General features: G+C 73.1%; 16 protein-coding genes. 6 read left to right on the forward strand and 10 right to left on the reverse strand.

Features of this window, described 5'->3' with window-relative positions; translation table 11 throughout:
* Nucleotides 1-58 precede the first annotated feature (58 nt).
* From AB0L75_RS34435 to AB0L75_RS34455, 5 genes are all read right to left on the reverse strand, one after another.
* Nucleotides 59-970: an SGNH/GDSL hydrolase family protein gene (locus AB0L75_RS34435; protein ID WP_365189133.1), complete on the reverse strand. Its 912-nt coding sequence runs from the start codon at nt 968-970 to the stop codon at nt 59-61.
* A complete protein-coding gene (locus tag AB0L75_RS34440) occupies nt 967-2163 on the reverse strand; it encodes a glycosyltransferase (RefSeq protein WP_365189136.1) in 1197 nt (398 codons plus the stop codon). Before AB0L75_RS34440 ends, AB0L75_RS34435 begins: the two co-directional genes overlap by 4 nt.
* The gene (locus AB0L75_RS34445) at nt 2160-3287 is read right to left on the reverse strand and encodes a glycosyltransferase family 1 protein (RefSeq protein WP_365189139.1); all 1128 of its coding nucleotides are present in this window, start codon (nt 3285-3287) and stop codon (nt 2160-2162) included. The genes AB0L75_RS34440 and AB0L75_RS34445 overlap by 4 nt, the downstream gene beginning before the upstream one ends.
* Before the next feature lie 183 nt (nt 3288-3470).
* Nucleotides 3471-4889, reverse strand: coding sequence for a HEAT repeat domain-containing protein (locus AB0L75_RS34450; protein ID WP_365189142.1), 1419 nt, complete (start codon nt 4887-4889; stop codon nt 3471-3473).
* 300 nt (nt 4890-5189) lie between these two features.
* Nucleotides 5190-5582: an ankyrin repeat domain-containing protein gene (locus AB0L75_RS34455; RefSeq protein WP_365189144.1), complete on the reverse strand. Its 393-nt coding sequence runs from the start codon at nt 5580-5582 to the stop codon at nt 5190-5192.
* Nucleotides 5583-5890: 308 nt separating this feature from the next.
* Between AB0L75_RS34455 and AB0L75_RS34460 the strand changes: the two genes are divergently transcribed.
* Both AB0L75_RS34460 and AB0L75_RS34465 read left to right on the forward strand, forming a co-directional pair.
* Nucleotides 5891-6085 (forward strand): hypothetical protein, encoded by a 195-nt coding sequence (locus tag AB0L75_RS34460; protein WP_020938770.1) that lies wholly within the window; start codon nt 5891-5893, stop codon nt 6083-6085.
* Nucleotides 6086-6116: 31 nt separating this feature from the next.
* Complete coding sequence (locus tag AB0L75_RS34465) at nt 6117-7733, forward strand: hypothetical protein (RefSeq protein ID WP_365189146.1); 1617 nt, start codon at nt 6117-6119, stop codon at nt 7731-7733.
* Between the two features lie 20 nt (nt 7734-7753).
* Here AB0L75_RS34465 and AB0L75_RS34470 read toward each other — a convergent pair whose 3' ends face one another.
* The gene (locus AB0L75_RS34470) at nt 7754-9262 is read right to left on the reverse strand and encodes a PLP-dependent aminotransferase family protein (protein ID WP_365189149.1); all 1509 of its coding nucleotides are present in this window, start codon (nt 9260-9262) and stop codon (nt 7754-7756) included.
* A gap of 102 nt (nt 9263-9364) precedes the next feature.
* Here AB0L75_RS34470 and AB0L75_RS34475 point away from each other — a divergent pair, with 102 nt between their 5' ends.
* From AB0L75_RS34475 to AB0L75_RS34490, 4 genes are all read left to right on the forward strand, one after another.
* A complete protein-coding gene (locus tag AB0L75_RS34475; RefSeq protein WP_365189151.1) occupies nt 9365-10033 on the forward strand; it encodes a hypothetical protein in 669 nt (222 codons plus the stop codon).
* Nucleotides 10030-10806: a glycerophosphodiester phosphodiesterase gene (locus tag AB0L75_RS34480; RefSeq protein ID WP_365189154.1), complete on the forward strand. Its 777-nt coding sequence runs from the start codon at nt 10030-10032 to the stop codon at nt 10804-10806. Before AB0L75_RS34475 ends, AB0L75_RS34480 begins: the two co-directional genes overlap by 4 nt.
* 56 nt (nt 10807-10862) lie before the next feature.
* Nucleotides 10863-12209 (forward strand): MFS transporter, encoded by a 1347-nt coding sequence (locus tag AB0L75_RS34485; protein ID WP_365189156.1) that lies wholly within the window; start codon nt 10863-10865, stop codon nt 12207-12209.
* Nucleotides 12210-12498: 289 nt separating this feature from the next.
* Nucleotides 12499-12873: an RNA polymerase-binding protein RbpA gene (locus AB0L75_RS34490; protein ID WP_003977404.1), complete on the forward strand. Its 375-nt coding sequence runs from the start codon at nt 12499-12501 to the stop codon at nt 12871-12873.
* Between the two features lie 140 nt (nt 12874-13013).
* Here AB0L75_RS34490 and fxsA read toward each other — a convergent pair whose 3' ends face one another.
* From fxsA to AB0L75_RS34510, 4 genes are all read right to left on the reverse strand, one after another.
* Complete coding sequence (fxsA, locus tag AB0L75_RS34495; RefSeq protein WP_365189158.1) at nt 13014-13577, reverse strand: FxsA family membrane protein; 564 nt, start codon at nt 13575-13577, stop codon at nt 13014-13016.
* A 70-nt stretch (nt 13578-13647) separates the two neighbouring features.
* A complete protein-coding gene (locus tag AB0L75_RS34500; RefSeq protein WP_365189161.1) occupies nt 13648-14448 on the reverse strand; it encodes a polyprenol monophosphomannose synthase in 801 nt (266 codons plus the stop codon).
* Between the two features lie 556 nt (nt 14449-15004).
* The gene (locus AB0L75_RS34505) at nt 15005-16612 is read right to left on the reverse strand and encodes an amidohydrolase (protein WP_365189163.1); all 1608 of its coding nucleotides are present in this window, start codon (nt 16610-16612) and stop codon (nt 15005-15007) included.
* Nucleotides 16613-16685: 73 nt separating this feature from the next.
* On the reverse strand, nt 16686-17126 hold the full coding sequence (locus AB0L75_RS34510; RefSeq protein WP_043498889.1) for an Lrp/AsnC family transcriptional regulator: 441 nt from the start codon (nt 17124-17126) through the stop codon (nt 16686-16688).
* Nucleotides 17127-17285 lie beyond the last annotated feature (159 nt).

Consider the following 17285-nt stretch of genomic DNA (forward strand, 5'->3'; position numbering starts at 1 on the left):
ATTCAATCGCACGCACCGGAACCAAACAACATGGGTATCGTAGGATCGTTCAACGATTCTATACGCGAGCCGTATCCGGCACCGCGACCTCGCCGGGCACCACCACCTCGCGGACGGCCTCGGTCTTCTCGGCCCTGCCCTCGGGCAGGGCGGACAGGGCCGCGGACGTCGCCGCCGAGGCGCTCAGGTCGAGGCGGGTGCTGGTGCCCCGGGCCCGGTGGCGCAGTTCGTCGGCCGCCAGGCGGAGCAGCTGCGGCAGCAGGTCCCTGGAGCGCCGGGCGACCCAGGCGGTACCGGCCGTGGCCAGCCATAGCAGGCTCGCCGCGCGGGTCGGTGCGGGGAACTCCGGTTCGGCGGAGGGCGGTTGACCCGTCGCGCGGCCCGCCTCGGCGAGCAGGGCGTGGAAGCGGAGGGCGAGTTGCCGGTGGCCGCGCTCGCCCGGGTGCAACCGGTCCGCGCTCCACAGCGTCCGGTCGGTGATCCAGGCGCCGTCCGCGGCATGCAGATGGACGGCCCCGTAGCGTTCGGACAGCGCGTGGACGACCGTGTTGACGGCCCGTTGCCGGCGGGCCAGCGGGCGGGCCAGGGCGCCCGGCAGCCCCAGCATCGCGCCGGGGTCGGGCAGGCAGGCGGTGAGCACGGTGGCCCCCGCGCGCGTGAAGCTCGCGTAGACCTCGTCGAGGTGGGCGGCCACCGCCTGAATGTCGAAGGTGCGGCGCAGTGTGTCGTTGACGCCGATCACCACCGACACAAGGTCGGGACGGAGTTCGAGGGCGGCCGGAGTCTGCCGCTCCACGACGTCCCGGGTCTGTGCGCCGCTGACCGCGAGGTTGGTGAACCGCACGCCGTCGGGGGTCTCGGCGAGGGAGGGCGCCAGCAGCGCGGCCCAGCCCCTCCAGCCGTCCCCGGCGGGGTCGCCCACGCCCTGGGTCAGCGAGTCCCCCAGGGCGACGAAGCGGACGGATCTCATGCCACGCCCTCCGGCACGGTGCGACGGGCGCCGCCGGGGCGAACGCCGGTGGGCCGGAGCACCTCGGCGTCGTGGGCCGCGAGGAACGCCTCCACGGCCGTACCCCAGCCGAAGCATTCGGCACGCGCGCGTGCCGCCTCGCGCCGCTCGGGTTCGCCGCGGTCCAGGAGCAGCTCTACGGCGTCGGCGAACGCCTCGCCGCGGTCGGCGGCGGTGGCCCCGGCGGAGCCGATGACCTCGGGCAGCGCGGACGACGCGCTCGCCACGACGGGCGTACCGCACGCCATGGCCTCCAGGGCGGCGAGCCCGAAGGTCTCGGCGGGCCCGGGTGCGAGGGCGACGTCCGCGGTGGCCTGGAGGGCGCCGAGCGCGTCCCGGTCGGAGACATGCCCGAGGAACGTCACCGGCAGCCCGTGCTCCCGCGCGCGCTGCTCCAGCCGGGGCTTGAGCGGCCCGTCCCCGGCCACCACCAGCACGGCGCGCCGCCCGCGCCGCAGCAGCGACTCCAGGGCGTCCAGGGCCGTTCCGGGCCGCTTCTCCACGGAGAGCCGCGAGCATATGACGAGCAGTGCCTCGCCCCCGCGCGCGTGGCGGGTGTGCAGGCCCGGATCGCGCAGCGCGGGGTGGCGTTCCATCAGGTCGACACCGAGGGGGGCGCGTACGACGTTGCGTGCGCCGATACGCACGAACTCGCGCTCGGCGAACTCGGTCGTGCACACCACCCGCGAGTAGACGTGCGCGGTGCGGGTGTTGAGGGCGTCGGCCGCCCGGCGGGAGAGGCTCTCGGACAGGCCCCAGGTGCGCAGCACGCCGTCGGCGGTCTCGTGGGAGACCATCACGGCGGGCACGCGCGCGCGGCGGGCCCAGCGGCCGGTCCAGCGCAGGGTCGTACGGTCGGAGACCTCCAGACGGTCCGGCGCCAGCTCCTCCAGGAGGGCGGCCACGCGCCGCTTGTCGGTGAGGACGCGGTAGCCGCCGGTGCCGGGCAGGAGCGGGCCGGGCAGGGTGATGACCCGGCCCTGTTCGGTGTCACGGTCGGTGTGCCGTTCGCCGGGCACGACGAGCACGGGTTCGTGGCCCGCGGCCTGGAAGCCCTTGCCCAGCTCGCGCAGGGCGGTGCGCAGGCCGCCGGAGGCCGGGGCGACGAAGTTGGCGAGCCGGACGATGCGCAGGGGCTGTGACTGGCCGGTCATGCCGCCACCGCCGTCTTGCGTGCCGCGAGGACGTCGTCGTAGTGGGCGATCAGCCGGTCGCCGACGGCGGCCCAGGTGCGGCCCTCGACCATCGTGCGCGCGGCGGCGCCGAACGCGGCCCGCCGCGCCGGGTCGGCGGCCAGTTCGCGGACGGCCTCCTGGACGGCGGCGGCGTCGCGCGGCGGGACGAGGAGTCCGGTGCGGCCGTGGGCGACCAGATCGAGGGGGCCGCCGGCGGCGGGTGCGACGACCGGGACCCCGCTGGCCATGGCTTCCTGGACGGTCTGGCAGAACGTCTCGAAGGGGCCGGTGTGCGCGAACAGGTCCAGTGAGGCGAAGATCCGGGCGAGGTCGCCGCCGGTGCGGCGGCCGAGGAAGACGGCGCCGGGCAGGGCCTCGGTGAGGTGGGCGTGGCTGGGCCCGTCGCCGACGACCACGACCTTGACGCCCGGCAGGCCGCAGACGCCGGCGAGGAGTTCGACGTGCTTCTCGGGGGCGAGCCGGCCGACGTAACCGACGATCAGCTCGCCGTTCGGGGCGAGTTCGCGGCGCAGCGCCTCATCGCGCAGATCTGGCCGGAAACGTACGGTGTCCACGCCGCGCGGCCACAGCCGGACTCTGGGTACCCCGTGCGCCTCCAGGTCGCCGAGGGCGGCGCTGGAGGGGGCCAGGGTGCGGTCGGCGGCGGCGTGCACGGAGCGGATGCGCCGCCAGGCGGCCGCCTCGCCCGCACCCATGTAGGTGCGGGCGTAGCCGGCCAGGTCGGTCTGGTAGACGGCGACGGCGGGGATGCCGAGCCGGGCGGCGGCGGCCATGCCGCGGACGCCGAGGACGAAGGGGCTGGCGAGATGGACCACGTCGGCGCGGTGCTCGACGAGCGCCGCGGCGAGGCGCCGGCTGGGGAGGGCGACGCGGACCTGGGGGTAGCCGGGGAGCGGGAGGGAGGGGATCCGGACGACCGGGCACGGGGCGTCCGTGTCCGGTCCGCTGCCCGGAGCGGGGGCGGGGGCGACGACGAGCGGGTGGTGACCGCGATCTACGAGGTGCCGGGCGGTCTGGAGCGCGCAGTGGGCCACGCCGTTCACATCGGGGGGAAAGGATTCGGTCACGATGACGACACGCATACGGGTGTTGTCGCCGCGCAGGACGTGGCCGCGTCGACTTCGATCTTTCCGCCCGGGGAACGTCCCATGAGCGTTGGGCTGCACACCCGAGCAGGCCAGACGGTCGTCATGACCGCCTGACCTGCGGGACACCCGGTGTTCACCCGGCGGGCGGTCGTCCGCCCGCCGGGTGCGTGCGTGAGGTCAGCCGAGGGCGGCGTCGGGTCCGAAGCGGCTGCGGACCGCCGTCTGTACTTCCGCCTCCTCGGCCGGATCGGCGGCGAGGCGGCGCAGGCGTTCCACGACCCGGGTGTCGCCGGTCTCGGCGTGCCGGGCGGCGAGTTCGCGGGTGGTCTCCTCGCAGTCCCACAGGCATTCGACGGCGAAGCCGGTGGCGAAGGAGGGGTCGGTGGCGGCCAGGGCGCGGGCGGCGCGGCCGCGCAGATGGGAGGAGGCCGTCTCCCGGTAGATATGGCGCAGAACGGGGGCGGCGCAGGCGATACCGAGGCGTCCGGTGCCGTCGACGAGGGTCCACAGCGTGGGCGCGTCGGGGCCTTCGCCGCGTACGGCCTCGCGCAGGGCGCCGAGGACGAGGTCGCGGTCCTGGACGCCGCCACGGCAGGCGAGCATGCGACCGGCGGCGGCCCCGAGCACGTCGGGGCGCTGGGCCCAGCGGCGCGCGCGGTCGACGGCGGCGACGCTGCGCATCCGTTCGAAGGCGTCGACGGCGGCCTCCACGACGACGGTCGTGCCGTCGGCGACGGCGGCCTCGATCAGGTCGAGCGCGTGGGAGTCGTTGCTGTCGGCGAGATAGCGCAGCGCGGTGCAGCGCGCCCCGTCGATGCCGTTGCGGGCGGCCTGGACGATCTCCGGCCGGTCCTCGGGGCCGGCGACGGCGACCAGACATCGGGCGGCCGGCACATGGAGGGCGGCGCCGCGCTCCATGCCCTGCTGGGCCCATTCGAAGACGGCGCGCACGCTCCAGCCGGGCCGTGGGCCGGTGGGCCGCATCTGGCGCTGCCAGCGGTCGAAGCAGCCGGTCTCCTGCGCGGCACGCACACGCGTGGCGATCGATTCGCGCGGATCCTCGGCCCACAGGCGCCAGGGCCTCGGTTCGAAGGCGTCGCGTACGGCGGCGGCCAGCTCGGCCTCGCCCTCGGGGTCGGTGGCGAAGCGGGCCAGGACGGGCGCGGCGAGGGCGCGCAGCGCCGCGTCGTCGTCCCTGAGGGCCAGCTCGTCCAGGGCCCAGGCCCAGTTGGAGCCGTAGGCGGCGTACCTGCGCAGCAGTTCGAGCGCGTCCCGCCTGCCGTAGGAGGCGAGGTGTCCGAGCACGGCCAGGGCGAGGCCGGTGCGGGACTCGTCGTCGTCGAGGACGTCCTCAGGGTCGAAGAGGTGTGCCTCGATCGCGTCCAGCTCGCCGTTCAGGTCGAGGTAGAGCCGGGCGTAGTAGAGGGAGCGGTTCTCCACCTGCCAGTCGTGGCGGGGATCGCGCAGCACACAGTGGTTCAGGGCCGCGAGCGCTTCGGCGCGCGGGGCGGTGAGCGCGTGCAGCGTGCCGTCGCCGCGGCCCCGCTGGAGCAGGCCGAGCAGCGTACCGCTGGGCGCTATGACCGGATCGAACATGGGAAACAGCCTCACATCAAGCGTCGACGCAACCGGGGAACACGCACTACCTGGCCGCGTGACACAACGTCGGAGCGCCCGCCGTCTCTTGCTTGCTGTAGACCATCTCTCTCTGCCTCTCGTCTGTGGCCCATGCGGACCGCATCACGGCCCGCGCGGTGCGGCATCACCTGCCCAGCCATCGCGTCCGTGAATCACGACGTCATGATGGCCCGCGGTGTGTGCTGCCGCGACCGTATTTCCGGCGGCCCTTTACCGCCTCCCCCGTTTTCTCTGTCGTACCTGGTCAGGACATGCGCGTCAGTACGCGCCGAACAGCTCCAGGAGTTCCGTCTTGCCGAACATGCGGGCGGTGTCGACGGCCGAGGGCGTGCCCGCCTCGGGGTCGGCTCCGCCCTCCAGGAGAGCCTTGATCACTTCCGTCTCGCCCTTGAAGACCGCCCCCGCGAGCGGCGTCTGGCCTCGGTCGTTGATGCGGTCCGCCTCCGCACCCCGGGTGAGCAGGGCGCGCACCGCGTCGGCGTGGCCGTGGTAGGCGGCGAGCATCACCAGGGAGTCGCCGCGGTCGTTGGTGAGGTTGGCCGGAACGCCGGCGTCGACGTACGCCACCAGCGCCTCGGTCTGCCCCTGCCGGGCCAGATCGAAGATCTTGGTCGCCAGCTCCACGACCTCGGGGTCGGGGGCTTCGCTCATCGGCCGGACCGCCTCTCCTGAAAACTTCGGGGACTTCGGGGAGCGTACGGCAGCGAGCGGAACACGGCCGTACGAGTGAATCGCCAGGGTACTGGCTCGCGCCGCACATGACCCGTTGCGACCGAGGTAAAGATCACTGCGGAGCCCGCGGGACGCAAGTGCCCTGCCCAACCGGACCATGGACGGCTCCACCACACGGGGGAAATGATCAGAAATTCACCCGTTTGCACCTTTTATCGTATAGACACATCCTGTGATCCTGGAAGCACTCATGGTGACTGTCCCCTCTCAACACCAGGAGACCCCAAATGATCCTCTCCATCTCAGGCGTGATGCTGCTCGGCGTCGTCGTCTTCCTCTTCTTCCGCAAGGACGGCCTCAAGGGCTCGCACGCGTGCACGTCGGCCCTGTTCGGCTTCTACCTGGCCAGCACGGGCATCGCGCCCAGCATCAAGGCCGGCGGCGAGAGTCTGGCGAGCCTCCTCGGCGGCATCAAGTTCTGACCCCGCCCGTACGCACCACCAGGAGACAGCAGTGGCCCGGCGCCCTCTCCCCCGCATTCTGAGCAAGGACAGCGCCCAGATCGCCCGGACGCAGATCGCCCGGAGCCGGGAGCTGGCCCGGACGGCGGCGGACAGCGCCACCGACGTGCTCCATCCGCTGATCACCGTCACGCGCGGGCTGCGCCGGCTGGCCTCGGCCGGGCGGCGCAGATGGGCGGACACCCCCAAGGACAGGCGCGGCCCGCTGCTGTTCCTGGTGGCTTCCGTGGCCCTCGCCGTGACACTGGTGCCGTACGGGCCGCTGCTCGCCGTCATCGCCCTGATGGCGGCGGCGGGCTGGCACGGCCGGGACCGCACCCCACCGGCTCCCGAAGGCCCCGACGACTCCCAGGCCGAACGGCTCCAGTCCCTCTACGAGGCCCTGGTGCCGTACTTCTCCACCCCCGAGGACCCGGCGCCGCTGTACGCGCACGGCGGGGAGTGGGAGAAGGCCGTCCCCGCCCACGAGTTCGACGACGCCGGGCGCATCACTCATCTCGTGATCCGCTATCCCGCCTACTTCCCGGACGGCGAGCACGACGCCCGCGCGCGGATCGAGCAGCTGCTCACCGCCAAGTCCGGGCGGGGCCGCGAATACCGCTTCGCATGGGACGAGGAGGGCAACCAGCTGACCATGGGCGTCCTGCCCCCGCTGCCCGCCGACATCCCGGCCCAGCACTTCGTCACCGCGCCGGGGGAGACCGTCCTCGGCTTCACCGACCCGAGCGAGGTCCAGCGCACGCTTCCCCTCTCCTACGGAGAGGAACGGATCGACGTACCGCCGGTCGTCTGGCGCACCGGCGTGCGTTCCACCGAGCCGCATCTTCTGGCCATGGGCCACCCCGGCACCGGCACGTCGACCCTGCTGCGCTCCATCGCCCTGCAGGCCCTCCAGTACGGCGACGCGCTGATCGTCGACGGCGGCGGCACCGGCGAGTACGCGTGCCTGACCGGCCGGGACGGGGTGCTGGCCGTGGAGTGCGCGCTGCCCGGGGCGATGGCGAGCCTGGAGTGGGCCGCGCAGGAGACCGAGCGGCGGCTCATCGCCATCAACCTGGCCCGGCAGGCGGGCGATCCGCCGCCGGCCGACGCCCGGCGCGCGCTGTGGATCCTGGTGGACCGGCCATCCGTGTTCACCCACCTCGCCGCGGCGGACGGCCGCAAGGACCCGCAGGCGCTGCTCCAGGTGCCGCTGCGGCACGGCCGCGCGGCGAACGTGACGGTCGTCGTCGCCGAGCAGTTCGACGGCGTGGAGGCGCTCGGCGACGCGGTACGGCAGCACACACGCGCGCGTGTCGTACTCGGGCCCGCGACGCCCCGCCAGGTGGAGGCGGTGCTGGGCGCCCCGCCGCACACGACTCCGCTGGGGCATGTGCCACCGGGGCGGGGGTACGCCCGGCTGGGGGCCGGTCCGGTGCACCGGCTCCAGGTGCCGCGCACACCGGATCCGTACGACGACGCGACGAGCGATGCCGACCGGCAGGCGGTGCTGGAGCTGCTGCCCGCGCGGCCCACTGCCGTGGGGGCCGAGCATGCGGCCCCTGCCAATCCGACGGATCTCACGAAGCCGGCGGTGCCTGCGGAGGCCGCGGTCGCCGAGAGCCCGTGAGGCTCCTGCCGGGCGTGCGCCTAAGCCACGAACGTACGCGGCGCCTCCGTTCCCCCCGTGCCCCCCGTCTCCACCAGCCGGGCCGCCGCCGCGAGTCTCACCGCGGCCTCCTCCGCCACCGCTCCCCCGACGGTGAAGGGCAGCCGGACATAGCCCTCGAAGGCGCCGTCCACACCGAAGCGAGGCCCGGAGGGAACGCGGACGCCGGTCCGCTCCCCCGCTTCGGCGAGCCGGGAACCGGACAGGCCGCCGGCCCGGACCCACAGGGTCAGACCGCCCTGCGGGAGATCGAACTCCCAGGTCGGGAGTGTGCGCCGGATCGCCGCCACCAGCGCGTCCCGGTTCTCCCGGGCCTGAGCCCGGCGCAGCTCCACCGCCTGCTCCCAACCCCCCGTGCTGAACAGCCAGTTGACGGCCAGCTGCTCCAGTACCGGCGTACCGAGATCGGCGTAGGCCCGCGCGGCGACCAGGCTGCGGATGACGTCCGGAGCCGCCCGGACCCAGCCGATGCGCATGCCCGCCCAGAACGCCTTGCTGGCCGAGCCGACCGTGATGACGGTCGAGCCGGCCGGGTCGAACGCGCAGACCCGGCGCGGCATGCCGCCGCCCGCGCACTTCTCGTCCAGCCACAGCTCGGTCATCGTCTCGTCGGCGACGAGCACCGTGCCGGCCGAGCGTGCCGCGTCCACCAGCCGGCGCCGCTGGTCCTCGTCGGCGAGCGCGCCGGTGGGGTTGTGGAAGTCGGCGACCACATAGGCGAGCCGGGGCGCGGCCTCGCGCAGGACCTGGCGCCAGCGGTCCATGTCCCAGCCGGACAGCCCCTCGGCCATCGCGACGGGGACCAGACGGGCGCCGGCCTCGCGCATCAGCTGCAGGATGTTGGCGTAGGACGGGGACTCCACGGCGATCCGCTCGCCGCGGCCCGCGAAGAGATGGCAGATCGCGTCGATGGCGCCCATCGCGCCGGTCGTCACCATGATCTGCTCGGGCATGGTGGGGATCCCGGACGAGGTGTAGCGCTCGGCGATCATGGCGCGCAGGGCGGGCAGTCCGGCCGGGTAGTCGCCGTGCGTGTGGGCGTACGGAGGCAGTTCCTCCAGGGCGCCCTGGACGGCGCGGGTGAGCCACGGCTCGGGGGCCGGCAGCGAGGCACAGCCCAGGTCGATCACCGAGCCCAGTGCCTCGGGCGGCAGGGGCTCCAGTCCGCGCGCGGGCAGGGGGTTGCCGGCCGGGACGGCGGTCCAGCTGCCGGCTCCGCGCCGGGACTCCAGGAAGCCCTCGGTGCGCAGCGCCTCGTAGGCGGCGGCGACCGTGGTGCGGCTCACTGAGAGGGCGAGGGCGAGTTCGCGTTCGGCGGGCAGCCGGGCGGCCACCGGGACGCGCCCTTCGAGCACCAGCAGCCGGATGCCGTCGGCGAGGGCGCGGTAGGCGGGCGGGCGCCGGCTGCCGGGGCCGGCCGGGCGCTCCTGCTGGGAGTTGAGAAGCCGGGCGAGCTGCGCGGCCCCCATCGCAGAGGTCCACTGCGCCATGAAGATCAGTCCACCTTCCCCGAATTGGCCATGGATGATGTTTCATCCCGAGCCACAGAGTGACATGCGTCAGGCCACCGCCACCACCCAGGGGGGTATCTCATGTCCACACCCGGCCGCTCCAAAGGACGCCGACTCGGACGACGGTTGGTCCAGCTCTATGCCGGGCTCGCCCTCTACGGCGCGAGTGCCGCGCTGCTCGTGCGGTCGGGGCTGGGCCTGGAGCCCTGGGGCGTCCTGCACCAGGGGCTCGCGAAGCTGACCGGGCTGACCATCGGGGTCGTGTCGATCATCGTGGGGGCGGCGGTGCTGCTGCTGTGGATCCCGCTGCGGCAGCGCCCGGGGCTCGGCACGGTCTCCAACGTCTTCTGCGTCGGCCTTGCCATGGACGGCACGCTGGCGCTGGTTCCGGACGCGCACACCTTCGCCGTACGCGTACCGCTGCTGCTCGCGGGGATCGTGCTGAACGGCGTGGCGACCGGCCTGTACATCTCCGCGCGCTTCGGCCCCGGCCCGCGCGACGGGCTGATGACCGGACTGCACCGGCGTACCGGCCGCTCGATCCGGCTGATACGGACCGGGATCGAGCTGACTGTGGTGGTCACCGGGTTCCTGCTGGGCGGCACCAGCGGCGTCGGCACCGTGCTGTACGCCGTATCCATCGGACCGCTGGCCCAGTTCTTCCTGCGGGTGTTCGCCGTCCCGGCGGCATCGACCCGAAGCACGGTCGTTGCCGAAGCGACACTGGAACGGGCGATACTGCGTGCGTGACCCTCACGACACCGCGCAAACGCCACCCCTACCTCGACCACCCGGGCCCCATAGCCTTCGCCCACCGGGGCGGAGCCGCCGACGGCATCGAGAACACCGTGGTGCAGTTCCGGCGCGCGGTGGAGATGGGCTACCGCTACATCGAGACCGACGTGCACACCACGGCGGACGGCCGGCTCGTCGCCTTCCACGACTCGTCGCTGGACCGGGTCACCGACGGGGCGGGCCGGATCGCGGACCTGCCGTGGGAGGACGTACGGCAGGCGCGCGTGGGCGGCCGTGAACCGGTGCCGCTGTTCGAGGAGTTGCTGGAGACCTTCCCCGAAGTCCGCTGGAACGTCGACATCAAGGCCGAGCCCGCCCTGCGCCCCATGCTCGACCTCATCGAGCGCACGGGCGCCTGGGACCGGGTCTGCGTCGGCTCGTTCTCCGAGGCCCGTGTGCTGCGCGCCCAGCGGCTGGCCGGGCCGCGGCTGGCCACCTCGTTCGGCACGCGCGGAGTGCTGAGTCTGCGCCTGTGCTCGTGGGGACTGCCGGCCGCCGTACGCCGGTCCGCCGTCGCCGCCCAGGTGCCCGAGGCCCAGTCGGGCGTCCCGGTGGTCGACCACCGCTTCGTCCGCGCCGCCCATGCGCGCGGGCTGCAGGTGCACGTGTGGACCGTCAACGAACCGGAGCGCATGCACCGGCTCCTGGACCTCGGAGTCGATGGCATCATGACCGATCACATCGACACGTTGCGCAAGGTCATGGAGGACCGCGGCGTCTGGGTCTGACAGCCCGGCCGCCACGGCTCGCGCCTTCGCAGTTGAACGGGGAAGCGAGGGCACGGGTGACAACCGACACCGTGCGGACGGGGGCGGCGGACGAGACCGCCGGTCTGCGGCGCGAGCAGCGCGGCTGGTACTTCTACGACTGGGCCTGCTCGGTCTATTCGACGAGCGTGGTGACGGTCTTCCTCGGGCCGTACCTCACCGCGGTCGCCAAGCGGGCCGCGGACGCCGACGGCTATGTGCATCCGCTGGGCATCCCAGTCCGGGCGGGTTCCTTCTTCGCCTACTCGGTGTCCCTGTCCGTGATCGTGGCGGTCGTGGTGATGCCGATCGTGGGCAGCGCGGCCGATCGGACGGGCCGCAAGAAGCCGCTGCTCGCGGCGGCGGCGTACACCGGGGCCGCGGCGACCACGGGCATGTTCTTCCTGGACGGCGACCGGTATCTGCTCGGCGGGGCGCTGCTGCTGGTGGCCAATGCCGCGCAGTCCGTCGGGATGATGCTCTACAACTCCTATCTGCCGCAGATCGCCCCGCCCGAGGAGCGCGACGCGGTCTCCTCGCGGGGCTGGGCCTTCGGCTACGCGGCGGGCTCCACGGTCCTGGTCGCCAACCTGGTCCTGTACTCGGCGCACGCCTCCTTCGGCCTGACCGAGACGGCCGCGGTCCGTATCTGCCTGGCCTCGGCGGGCCTGTGGTGGGGTGCGTTCACGCTCGTGCCGCTGCGCAGGCTGCGCGACCGGCACGCGCGCGTGGAGCGCGCCGCGGCGCCCGGGCTCAGGCAGCTCGCGGCGACGGCCCGGGACATGCGTCGGTACCCGCTGACGCTCGCCTTCCTGCTGGCGTACCTCATCTACAACGACGGCATCCAGACGGTGATCACCCAGGCCTCCGTCTACGGCTCGCAGGAGCTGGGGCTCAGCCAGTCGACGCTCATCGTGGCCGTGCTGCTGGTGCAGGTGCTGGCCGTGGCCGGCGCGCTGGCGATGGGCCGGCTGGCCCGGACGCACGGCGCCCAGCGCACGATCCTGGGCTCGCTGGTGGCCTGGACGGTCACCCTGGCGGTCGGCTACTTCCTGCCCGCGAAGGCGCCGGTGTTCTTCTTCGTGCTGGCCGGGGGGATCGGTCTGGTCCTCGGCGGCAGCCAGGCGCTGTCCCGCTCGCTCTTCTCGCATCTCGTGCCGCCCGGCAAGGAGGCCGAGTACTTCTCGGCGTACGAGATGAGCGACCGCGGGATGAGCTGGCTCGGGCCGCTGCTGTTCGGCGTGACCTACCAGCTGACCGGAAGCTACCGCTCCGCGATCATCTCGCTGGTGGCCTTCTTCGTCATCGGATTCGTCCTGCTGGCGCGGGTCCCGGTGCGGCGGGCGATCCACGAGGCGGGCAATCCGGTTCCTGAGAAGATTTGACATCGATTTAGCGCTCAACCCGAAAGGGCGGTAGTGTACGCCTTTGGCCTGCCAGGCGTACCGTTACTGCGCGTCAAAGATGCCGATTCGCTGGGTGACATCTGCTAGCAGATGTGACAAACCGGGCGCTGGTGGGTACGACATTGGTCAGCAAGGCTGCGGCTACGACGGCGACGCATGACCCGGAACGGGACACGGGACGGGAATCTTTACCGCCGACCGGACGTTGACCGGATGACGACGACAGCGACACCTGTCCTGTGGGCGACAAGCCCGGGAGGCACGATTCATGAGTGAGCGAGCTCTTCGCGGTACGCGCCTCGTGGTGACCAGCTACGAGACGGACCGCGGTATCGACCTGGCCCCGCGCCAGGCCGTGGAGTACGCATGTGAGAAGGGGCACCGCTTCGAGATGCCCTTCTCGGTCGAGGCGGAGATCCCGCCGGAGTGGGAGTGCAAGGTCTGCGGGGCCCAGGCACTCCTCGTCGACGGCGACGGCCCTGAGGAGAAGAAGGCCAAGCCCGCGCGTACCCACTGGGACATGCTGATGGAGCGGCGCACCCGTGAGGAACTCGAAGAGGTCCTCGAGGAGCGCCTGGCGGTTCTGCGCTCGGGGGCGATGAACATCGCGGTTCACCCCCGGGACAGCCGTAAGTCGGCCTAGTCCCTGCGGGGCTGGGCCGAGACACAGCGCACGTCAATAACCGCGGGCGCCGTACGTGAACTCCACGTACGGCGCCCGCGGTTTGTGCATGTCCGGATGCATGTTGTGCATGTCCGATGGATGCCTGGCCGGAAGCGTGGTCAGCGCGTCAGCGGCGGGTGCTGCTCCCCCGGCTCGGGTCGCTCCGGCCGGTCCTGCCTGATGACCTCGCCCGGTACGACCTTGCCGTCGGGGCGGTGGATACGCGCCTGCTGGAAGGCGTCGCCGAAGCTGCCCGGGGCCGCCGCGCGCAGCCTCTTGTCCAGGGCGTTCTCGGCGTAGCGGCTCACGGCCTGCTGGACCGGTGGGAGCAGCAGGAGCAGGCCGACCGCGTCGGAGAGCAGACCGGGGATCATCAGCAGCAGGCCGCCGAGCATCATCAGGCCGTTGCCACCGCCGCGCTCCGGCGAACCGCCCCGCTGCAGCGCCTCGTTCAGGCTCTGGAAGGCGCGGCGGCCCGCCCGCTTGATGACCACGGAGCCGGCCACGAAGCCCGCGACGAGCAGCAGGAACACGGCGAACCCGCCGGCCGCGCCCGCGACCAGGGTCAGCAGCCAGATCTCCAGCACCAGCCAGGCGGCGACCCCGAGCGGCAGATACCTGCGCAGCCGGGATCGCGGGGGCCGGGTCGTGCTGTACGGAGAGGTCGGAGCGCCAGTCGTCATGCTCCCAGTGTGCCTGGCCGCCCCTCAGCGCGGGATAAGGGGCCGCCCGGCCCCGGCTCCGCGCGCGCCGCTAGGCCCGCTTGCCCTTGCCCTTGCCCTTGAGCTTGGCGATGCGGTCCCCGGCGCCCCAGGCGGTGACCCGCCACAGGGCCTCGACGAGGATGTTCTTGCTCATCTTGGAGTCGCCGAGTTCACGCTCGACGAAGGTGATCGGGACCTCGACCACGTGGTAGCCGGCCTTGACCGCGCGGCGGGCCAGGTCGACCTGGAAGCAGTAGCCCTGGGAAGCGACCTCGTCCAGGCCCAGGCCCTCGAGGGTCTCGCGGCGGAACGCGCGGTAGCCGCCGGTGATGTCGCGCAGCGGCAGGTCGAGGGCGATCCGGGAGTAGAGGCTGCCGCCGCGGGAGATGAACTCGCGGGACTTGGGCCAGTTCACCACGCGGCCGCCGGGCACCCAGCGGGAGCCGAGCACCAGGTCGGCACCCTTGAGGGCGGTGAGCAGCCGGGGCAGTTCCTCGGGCTGGTGGGAGCCGTCGGCGTCCATCTCGACCAGCACGCCGTAGCCGCGCTCCAGGCCCCAGCGGAAGCCCGCGAGGTAGGCGGCGCCGAGGCCCTCCTTGCCCTTGCGGTGCAGCACCTGGACGTGTCCGTCCTCGGCGGCCAGCTCGTCGGCGAGCTTGCCGGTGCCGTCGGGGCTGTTGTCGTCCGCGATCAGCACGTGCGCCTCGGGGACGGACTTGCGCACCCGGCCGACGATGGTCTTGATGTTCTCCGCCTCGTTATAGGTCGGAATGATCACCAAGGCCGTGCCGAGCGGACCAAACTGCCTCCCCTGGGCATTGGCCGCCAGGGTCCCGTCGCCGTCGTTCACTACTGCCCCTTCTGGTCGTACGCAGGGATCCACCATAGTGGTCACCGGCGGGGAAGACGTACCGCCCCCGGTCGCATGGGGGTGTCGATTCCGCAAGAGCGGGGTAAGAATGCGTTTTTCGGCACCTTCATGGCGCGGATCCGCCGTCTCCCCGCCACGGCGGATGGGGGCCCGGCGCCCTTCGGGCCGACCTGGGACCCGCTGGCTGCGGATCGACCGAAAGCCGTTGTCTACTGAGCGCACGGGCCCCACCCGGGTCACACCTTGCCGGGCCGGAACGTTCCCTCGGCGGCGCGGGCGCTGAGCCTGGCTCCCAGCGACGGTGCCCCGGTGCGGCACACCGTCCCTGACCCAGCGGCGCTGCGACGAACTGCGCGAACGTTCCCCGGTCGGGCGTCCGGTGGTGGACTCGGCCGAACCTACCGGCCCTCGGCCGTCGACTGTCAACAGCCCTCTGACCTGCAACGACGCCCCGGACACAGCGCTCACCGGCGAGGATGCGCAGGTCGGGCGGCGGGGTGGCGGCGGGCGATGAGAGCCGCGCCCCGCCCGTAGATCACTCGCCCGGCCCTACGAACACCGTCCGTCCGCCCACCACGGTGCGCAGACAGACCGGCAGGTCACGGCCCGGGGTGAGGTCGGGCAGGCCGGGCGTGCCGGAGCGGGGATCGGTCGACCAGCGGGCCACCCGGTCGTCGGGGGCCTGGACGACCAGCTCGTCGGTGCGCCAGACGGCGTAGTCGGCGGGCGCGCCGGGCACCAGGACGCCCGCGTCGTCCCGGCCGATGGCCCGCCAGCCGCCGCGCGTGTGCGCCGTGAAGGCAGCCCGCACGGAGACCCGGTGCCCGGGCGTGTGATGGAAGGCGGCGGCGCGGACGGTGCCCCACGGGTCGAGCGGGGTGACCGGGCTGTCGGAGCCGAAGGCAAGGGGCACACCCGCGCGCAGCAGGGCCGCGAAGGGGTTGAGGGTGCGGGCCCGCTCGGCGCCCAGCCGCCGGGCGTACATGCCGTCCGCGCCGCCCCACAGCGCGTCGAAGGCGGGCTGCACGGAGGCGATGAGGCCCAGCTCGGCGAAGCCGGAGACGGTCTCGGCAGTGAGCATCTCGGCGTGCTCGACGCGATGGCGGGCGGCGCGGATCCGGGCGAGGCCCAGCTTCTCGGCGGCTGCGCGCACCCCCTCCACGACGGCGCTCACGGCAGCGTCGCCGATGGCGTGGAAACCGGCCTGCAGGCCCGCCTCGGTGCACGCGACGACATGGGCCGCGACGGCCTCGGCGTCCAGATAGGCGGTGCCGGCGTGGTCGGCGTCGGCGTAGGGCTCGTGCAGGCACGCGGTGTGCGAGCCGAGGGCGCCGTCGGCGAAGAGGTCGCCGGCCGCGCCCACGGCGCCCAGTTCCCGCGCTTTGTCGACATTCTGTTCGCCCCAGTAGCCGACGACCCGCGGTCCCGGCACCTCGGCGGCGAGGGCCAGCAGGCCGGTGAAGTCGTCCTCGGAGGAGATCTGCGGGCCGCCGCACTCGTGCACCGAGCCGATGCCGAGGGAGGCCGCGTGGGCGAGGGCGGTGCGCTGGGCCTCGATGCGCTGGGCCGGGGTGATGGCGGCGAGCGCGGCCCGGCGTACGGCGTGGTGGTCGTCCTTCGTGAGCGGGGCGTCCGTGCGCGCGACGCCGCCGGGGACCAGGTCCAGCAGGGCGGTGGAGACGACCGCCGAGTGCACGTCGATGCGGGAGAGGTACAGCGGGCGGCCGCCGGTGGCCTCGTCGAGTTCGGCGCGCGTCGGCGGGCGGCCGCCGGGCCAGCGGGCGGCGTCCCAGCCGTGGCCCAGCAGGACGCGGTCGCCCGGGCGGGCGGCGGCGAAGTCGCGGACCAGCGCGAGCGCCGCGTCCAGGGAGGGGGCGCCGGACAGGTCCAGGCCGCTCAGGGCGAGACCGGTGGACGTGGTGTGCACATGGGCGTCGGTGAAGGCCGGTGTGACGAGGGCGCCGTCGAGGTCGACCACCTCGTCCACGCCGTTGGCGAAGGCGTCGGCGGCGCCCTCGGAGCCGACCCAGGCGACTTGGCCCTCCTCCACGACCATCGCCGTGGCGAAGGGGTCGGCGGGGCTGTGGACCTCGCCGCGGCGCAGGAGGACGGTCTTGGGGGGCTCGGCGGTGCGCTCACTCATAGCGGACAGTTTCCCGCCTCGGCCGGCGTGAGCTGTACCCGGGGCGCCCGCGGGGCGCCCCGCACCGCAGCGCTCAGATCCGCGGCGGCCGTGCCTCGTAGGGCGTGGACAGGACGACCGTCGTACGCGTCGACACCCCGGCCAGGCCGCGCAGCCGGGCGAGGAGTTCCTCCAGCTCGTGGGGGGTGGCCACGCGGACCTTGAGGATGTAGTTCTCGTCGCCCGCGACGCTGTGGCAGGCCTCGATCTCGGGGACGCCGGCGAGGCGGTCCGCGATGTCGTCGGGGGCGCTGGGGTCGAACGGTTTCACCGAGATGAACGCGGTGAGCGGCAGCCCGACGGCCTCGGGGTCGACCACCGCGGCATAGCCGCGGATGACGCCACGCTGTTCCAGCCGCCGCACCCGCTGGTGCACGGCCGACGTGGACAGGCCCGTGGCCTTGCCCAGGTCTGTGTAGCTCATCCGCCCGTCCTTGACGAGCAGCTGCACGATCTGTCGGTCCAGCTCCTCCATGGCGCCAAAACCTACCGTGCGCTTGATCCCCGGGGATAGTCGAGAGCGCAGGTCATAGCCGCTTCGACACAAAAAGCACCGCATAGGGCCCGCACCGCGCACCTGCATCCGGCATGTGACGAACGACACACGCCTCGAACCGGCTCCGTGATGTTCTCG

This window comes from Streptomyces sp. NPDC052101 (assembly GCF_040680235.1).
Lineage (GTDB): Bacteria > Actinomycetota > Actinomycetes > Streptomycetales > Streptomycetaceae > Streptomyces.

What these genes read in the sequence shown, in the direction of transcription:
- AB0L75_RS34435 (WP_365189133.1), bottom strand. Translation starts at nt 970, where the DNA reads ATGAGATCCGTCCGCTTCGTCGCCCTGGGGGACTCGCTGACCCAGGGC.
- AB0L75_RS34440 (WP_365189136.1), bottom strand. Translation starts at nt 2,163, where the DNA reads ATGACCGGCCAGTCACAGCCCCTGCGCATCGTCCGGCTCGCCAACTTC.
- AB0L75_RS34445 (WP_365189139.1), bottom strand. Translation starts at nt 3,287, where the DNA reads ATGCGTGTCGTCATCGTGACCGAATCCTTTCCCCCCGATGTGAACGGC.
- AB0L75_RS34450 (WP_365189142.1), bottom strand. Translation starts at nt 4,889, where the DNA reads ATGTTCGATCCGGTCATAGCGCCCAGCGGTACGCTGCTCGGCCTGCTC.
- AB0L75_RS34455 (WP_365189144.1), bottom strand. Translation starts at nt 5,582, where the DNA reads ATGAGCGAAGCCCCCGACCCCGAGGTCGTGGAGCTGGCGACCAAGATC.
- AB0L75_RS34460 (WP_020938770.1), top strand. Translation starts at nt 5,891, where the DNA reads ATGATCCTCTCCATCTCAGGCGTGATGCTGCTCGGCGTCGTCGTCTTC.
- AB0L75_RS34470 (WP_365189149.1), bottom strand. Translation starts at nt 9,262, where the DNA reads ATGGCGCAGTGGACCTCTGCGATGGGGGCCGCGCAGCTCGCCCGGCTT.
- AB0L75_RS34475 (WP_365189151.1), top strand. Translation starts at nt 9,365, where the DNA reads ATGTCCACACCCGGCCGCTCCAAAGGACGCCGACTCGGACGACGGTTG.
- AB0L75_RS34490 (WP_003977404.1), top strand. Translation starts at nt 12,499, where the DNA reads ATGAGTGAGCGAGCTCTTCGCGGTACGCGCCTCGTGGTGACCAGCTAC.
- fxsA (WP_365189158.1), bottom strand. Translation starts at nt 13,577, where the DNA reads ATGACGACTGGCGCTCCGACCTCTCCGTACAGCACGACCCGGCCCCCG.
- AB0L75_RS34505 (WP_365189163.1), bottom strand. Translation starts at nt 16,612, where the DNA reads ATGAGTGAGCGCACCGCCGAGCCCCCCAAGACCGTCCTCCTGCGCCGC.
- AB0L75_RS34510 (WP_043498889.1), bottom strand. Translation starts at nt 17,126, where the DNA reads ATGGAGGAGCTGGACCGACAGATCGTGCAGCTGCTCGTCAAGGACGGG.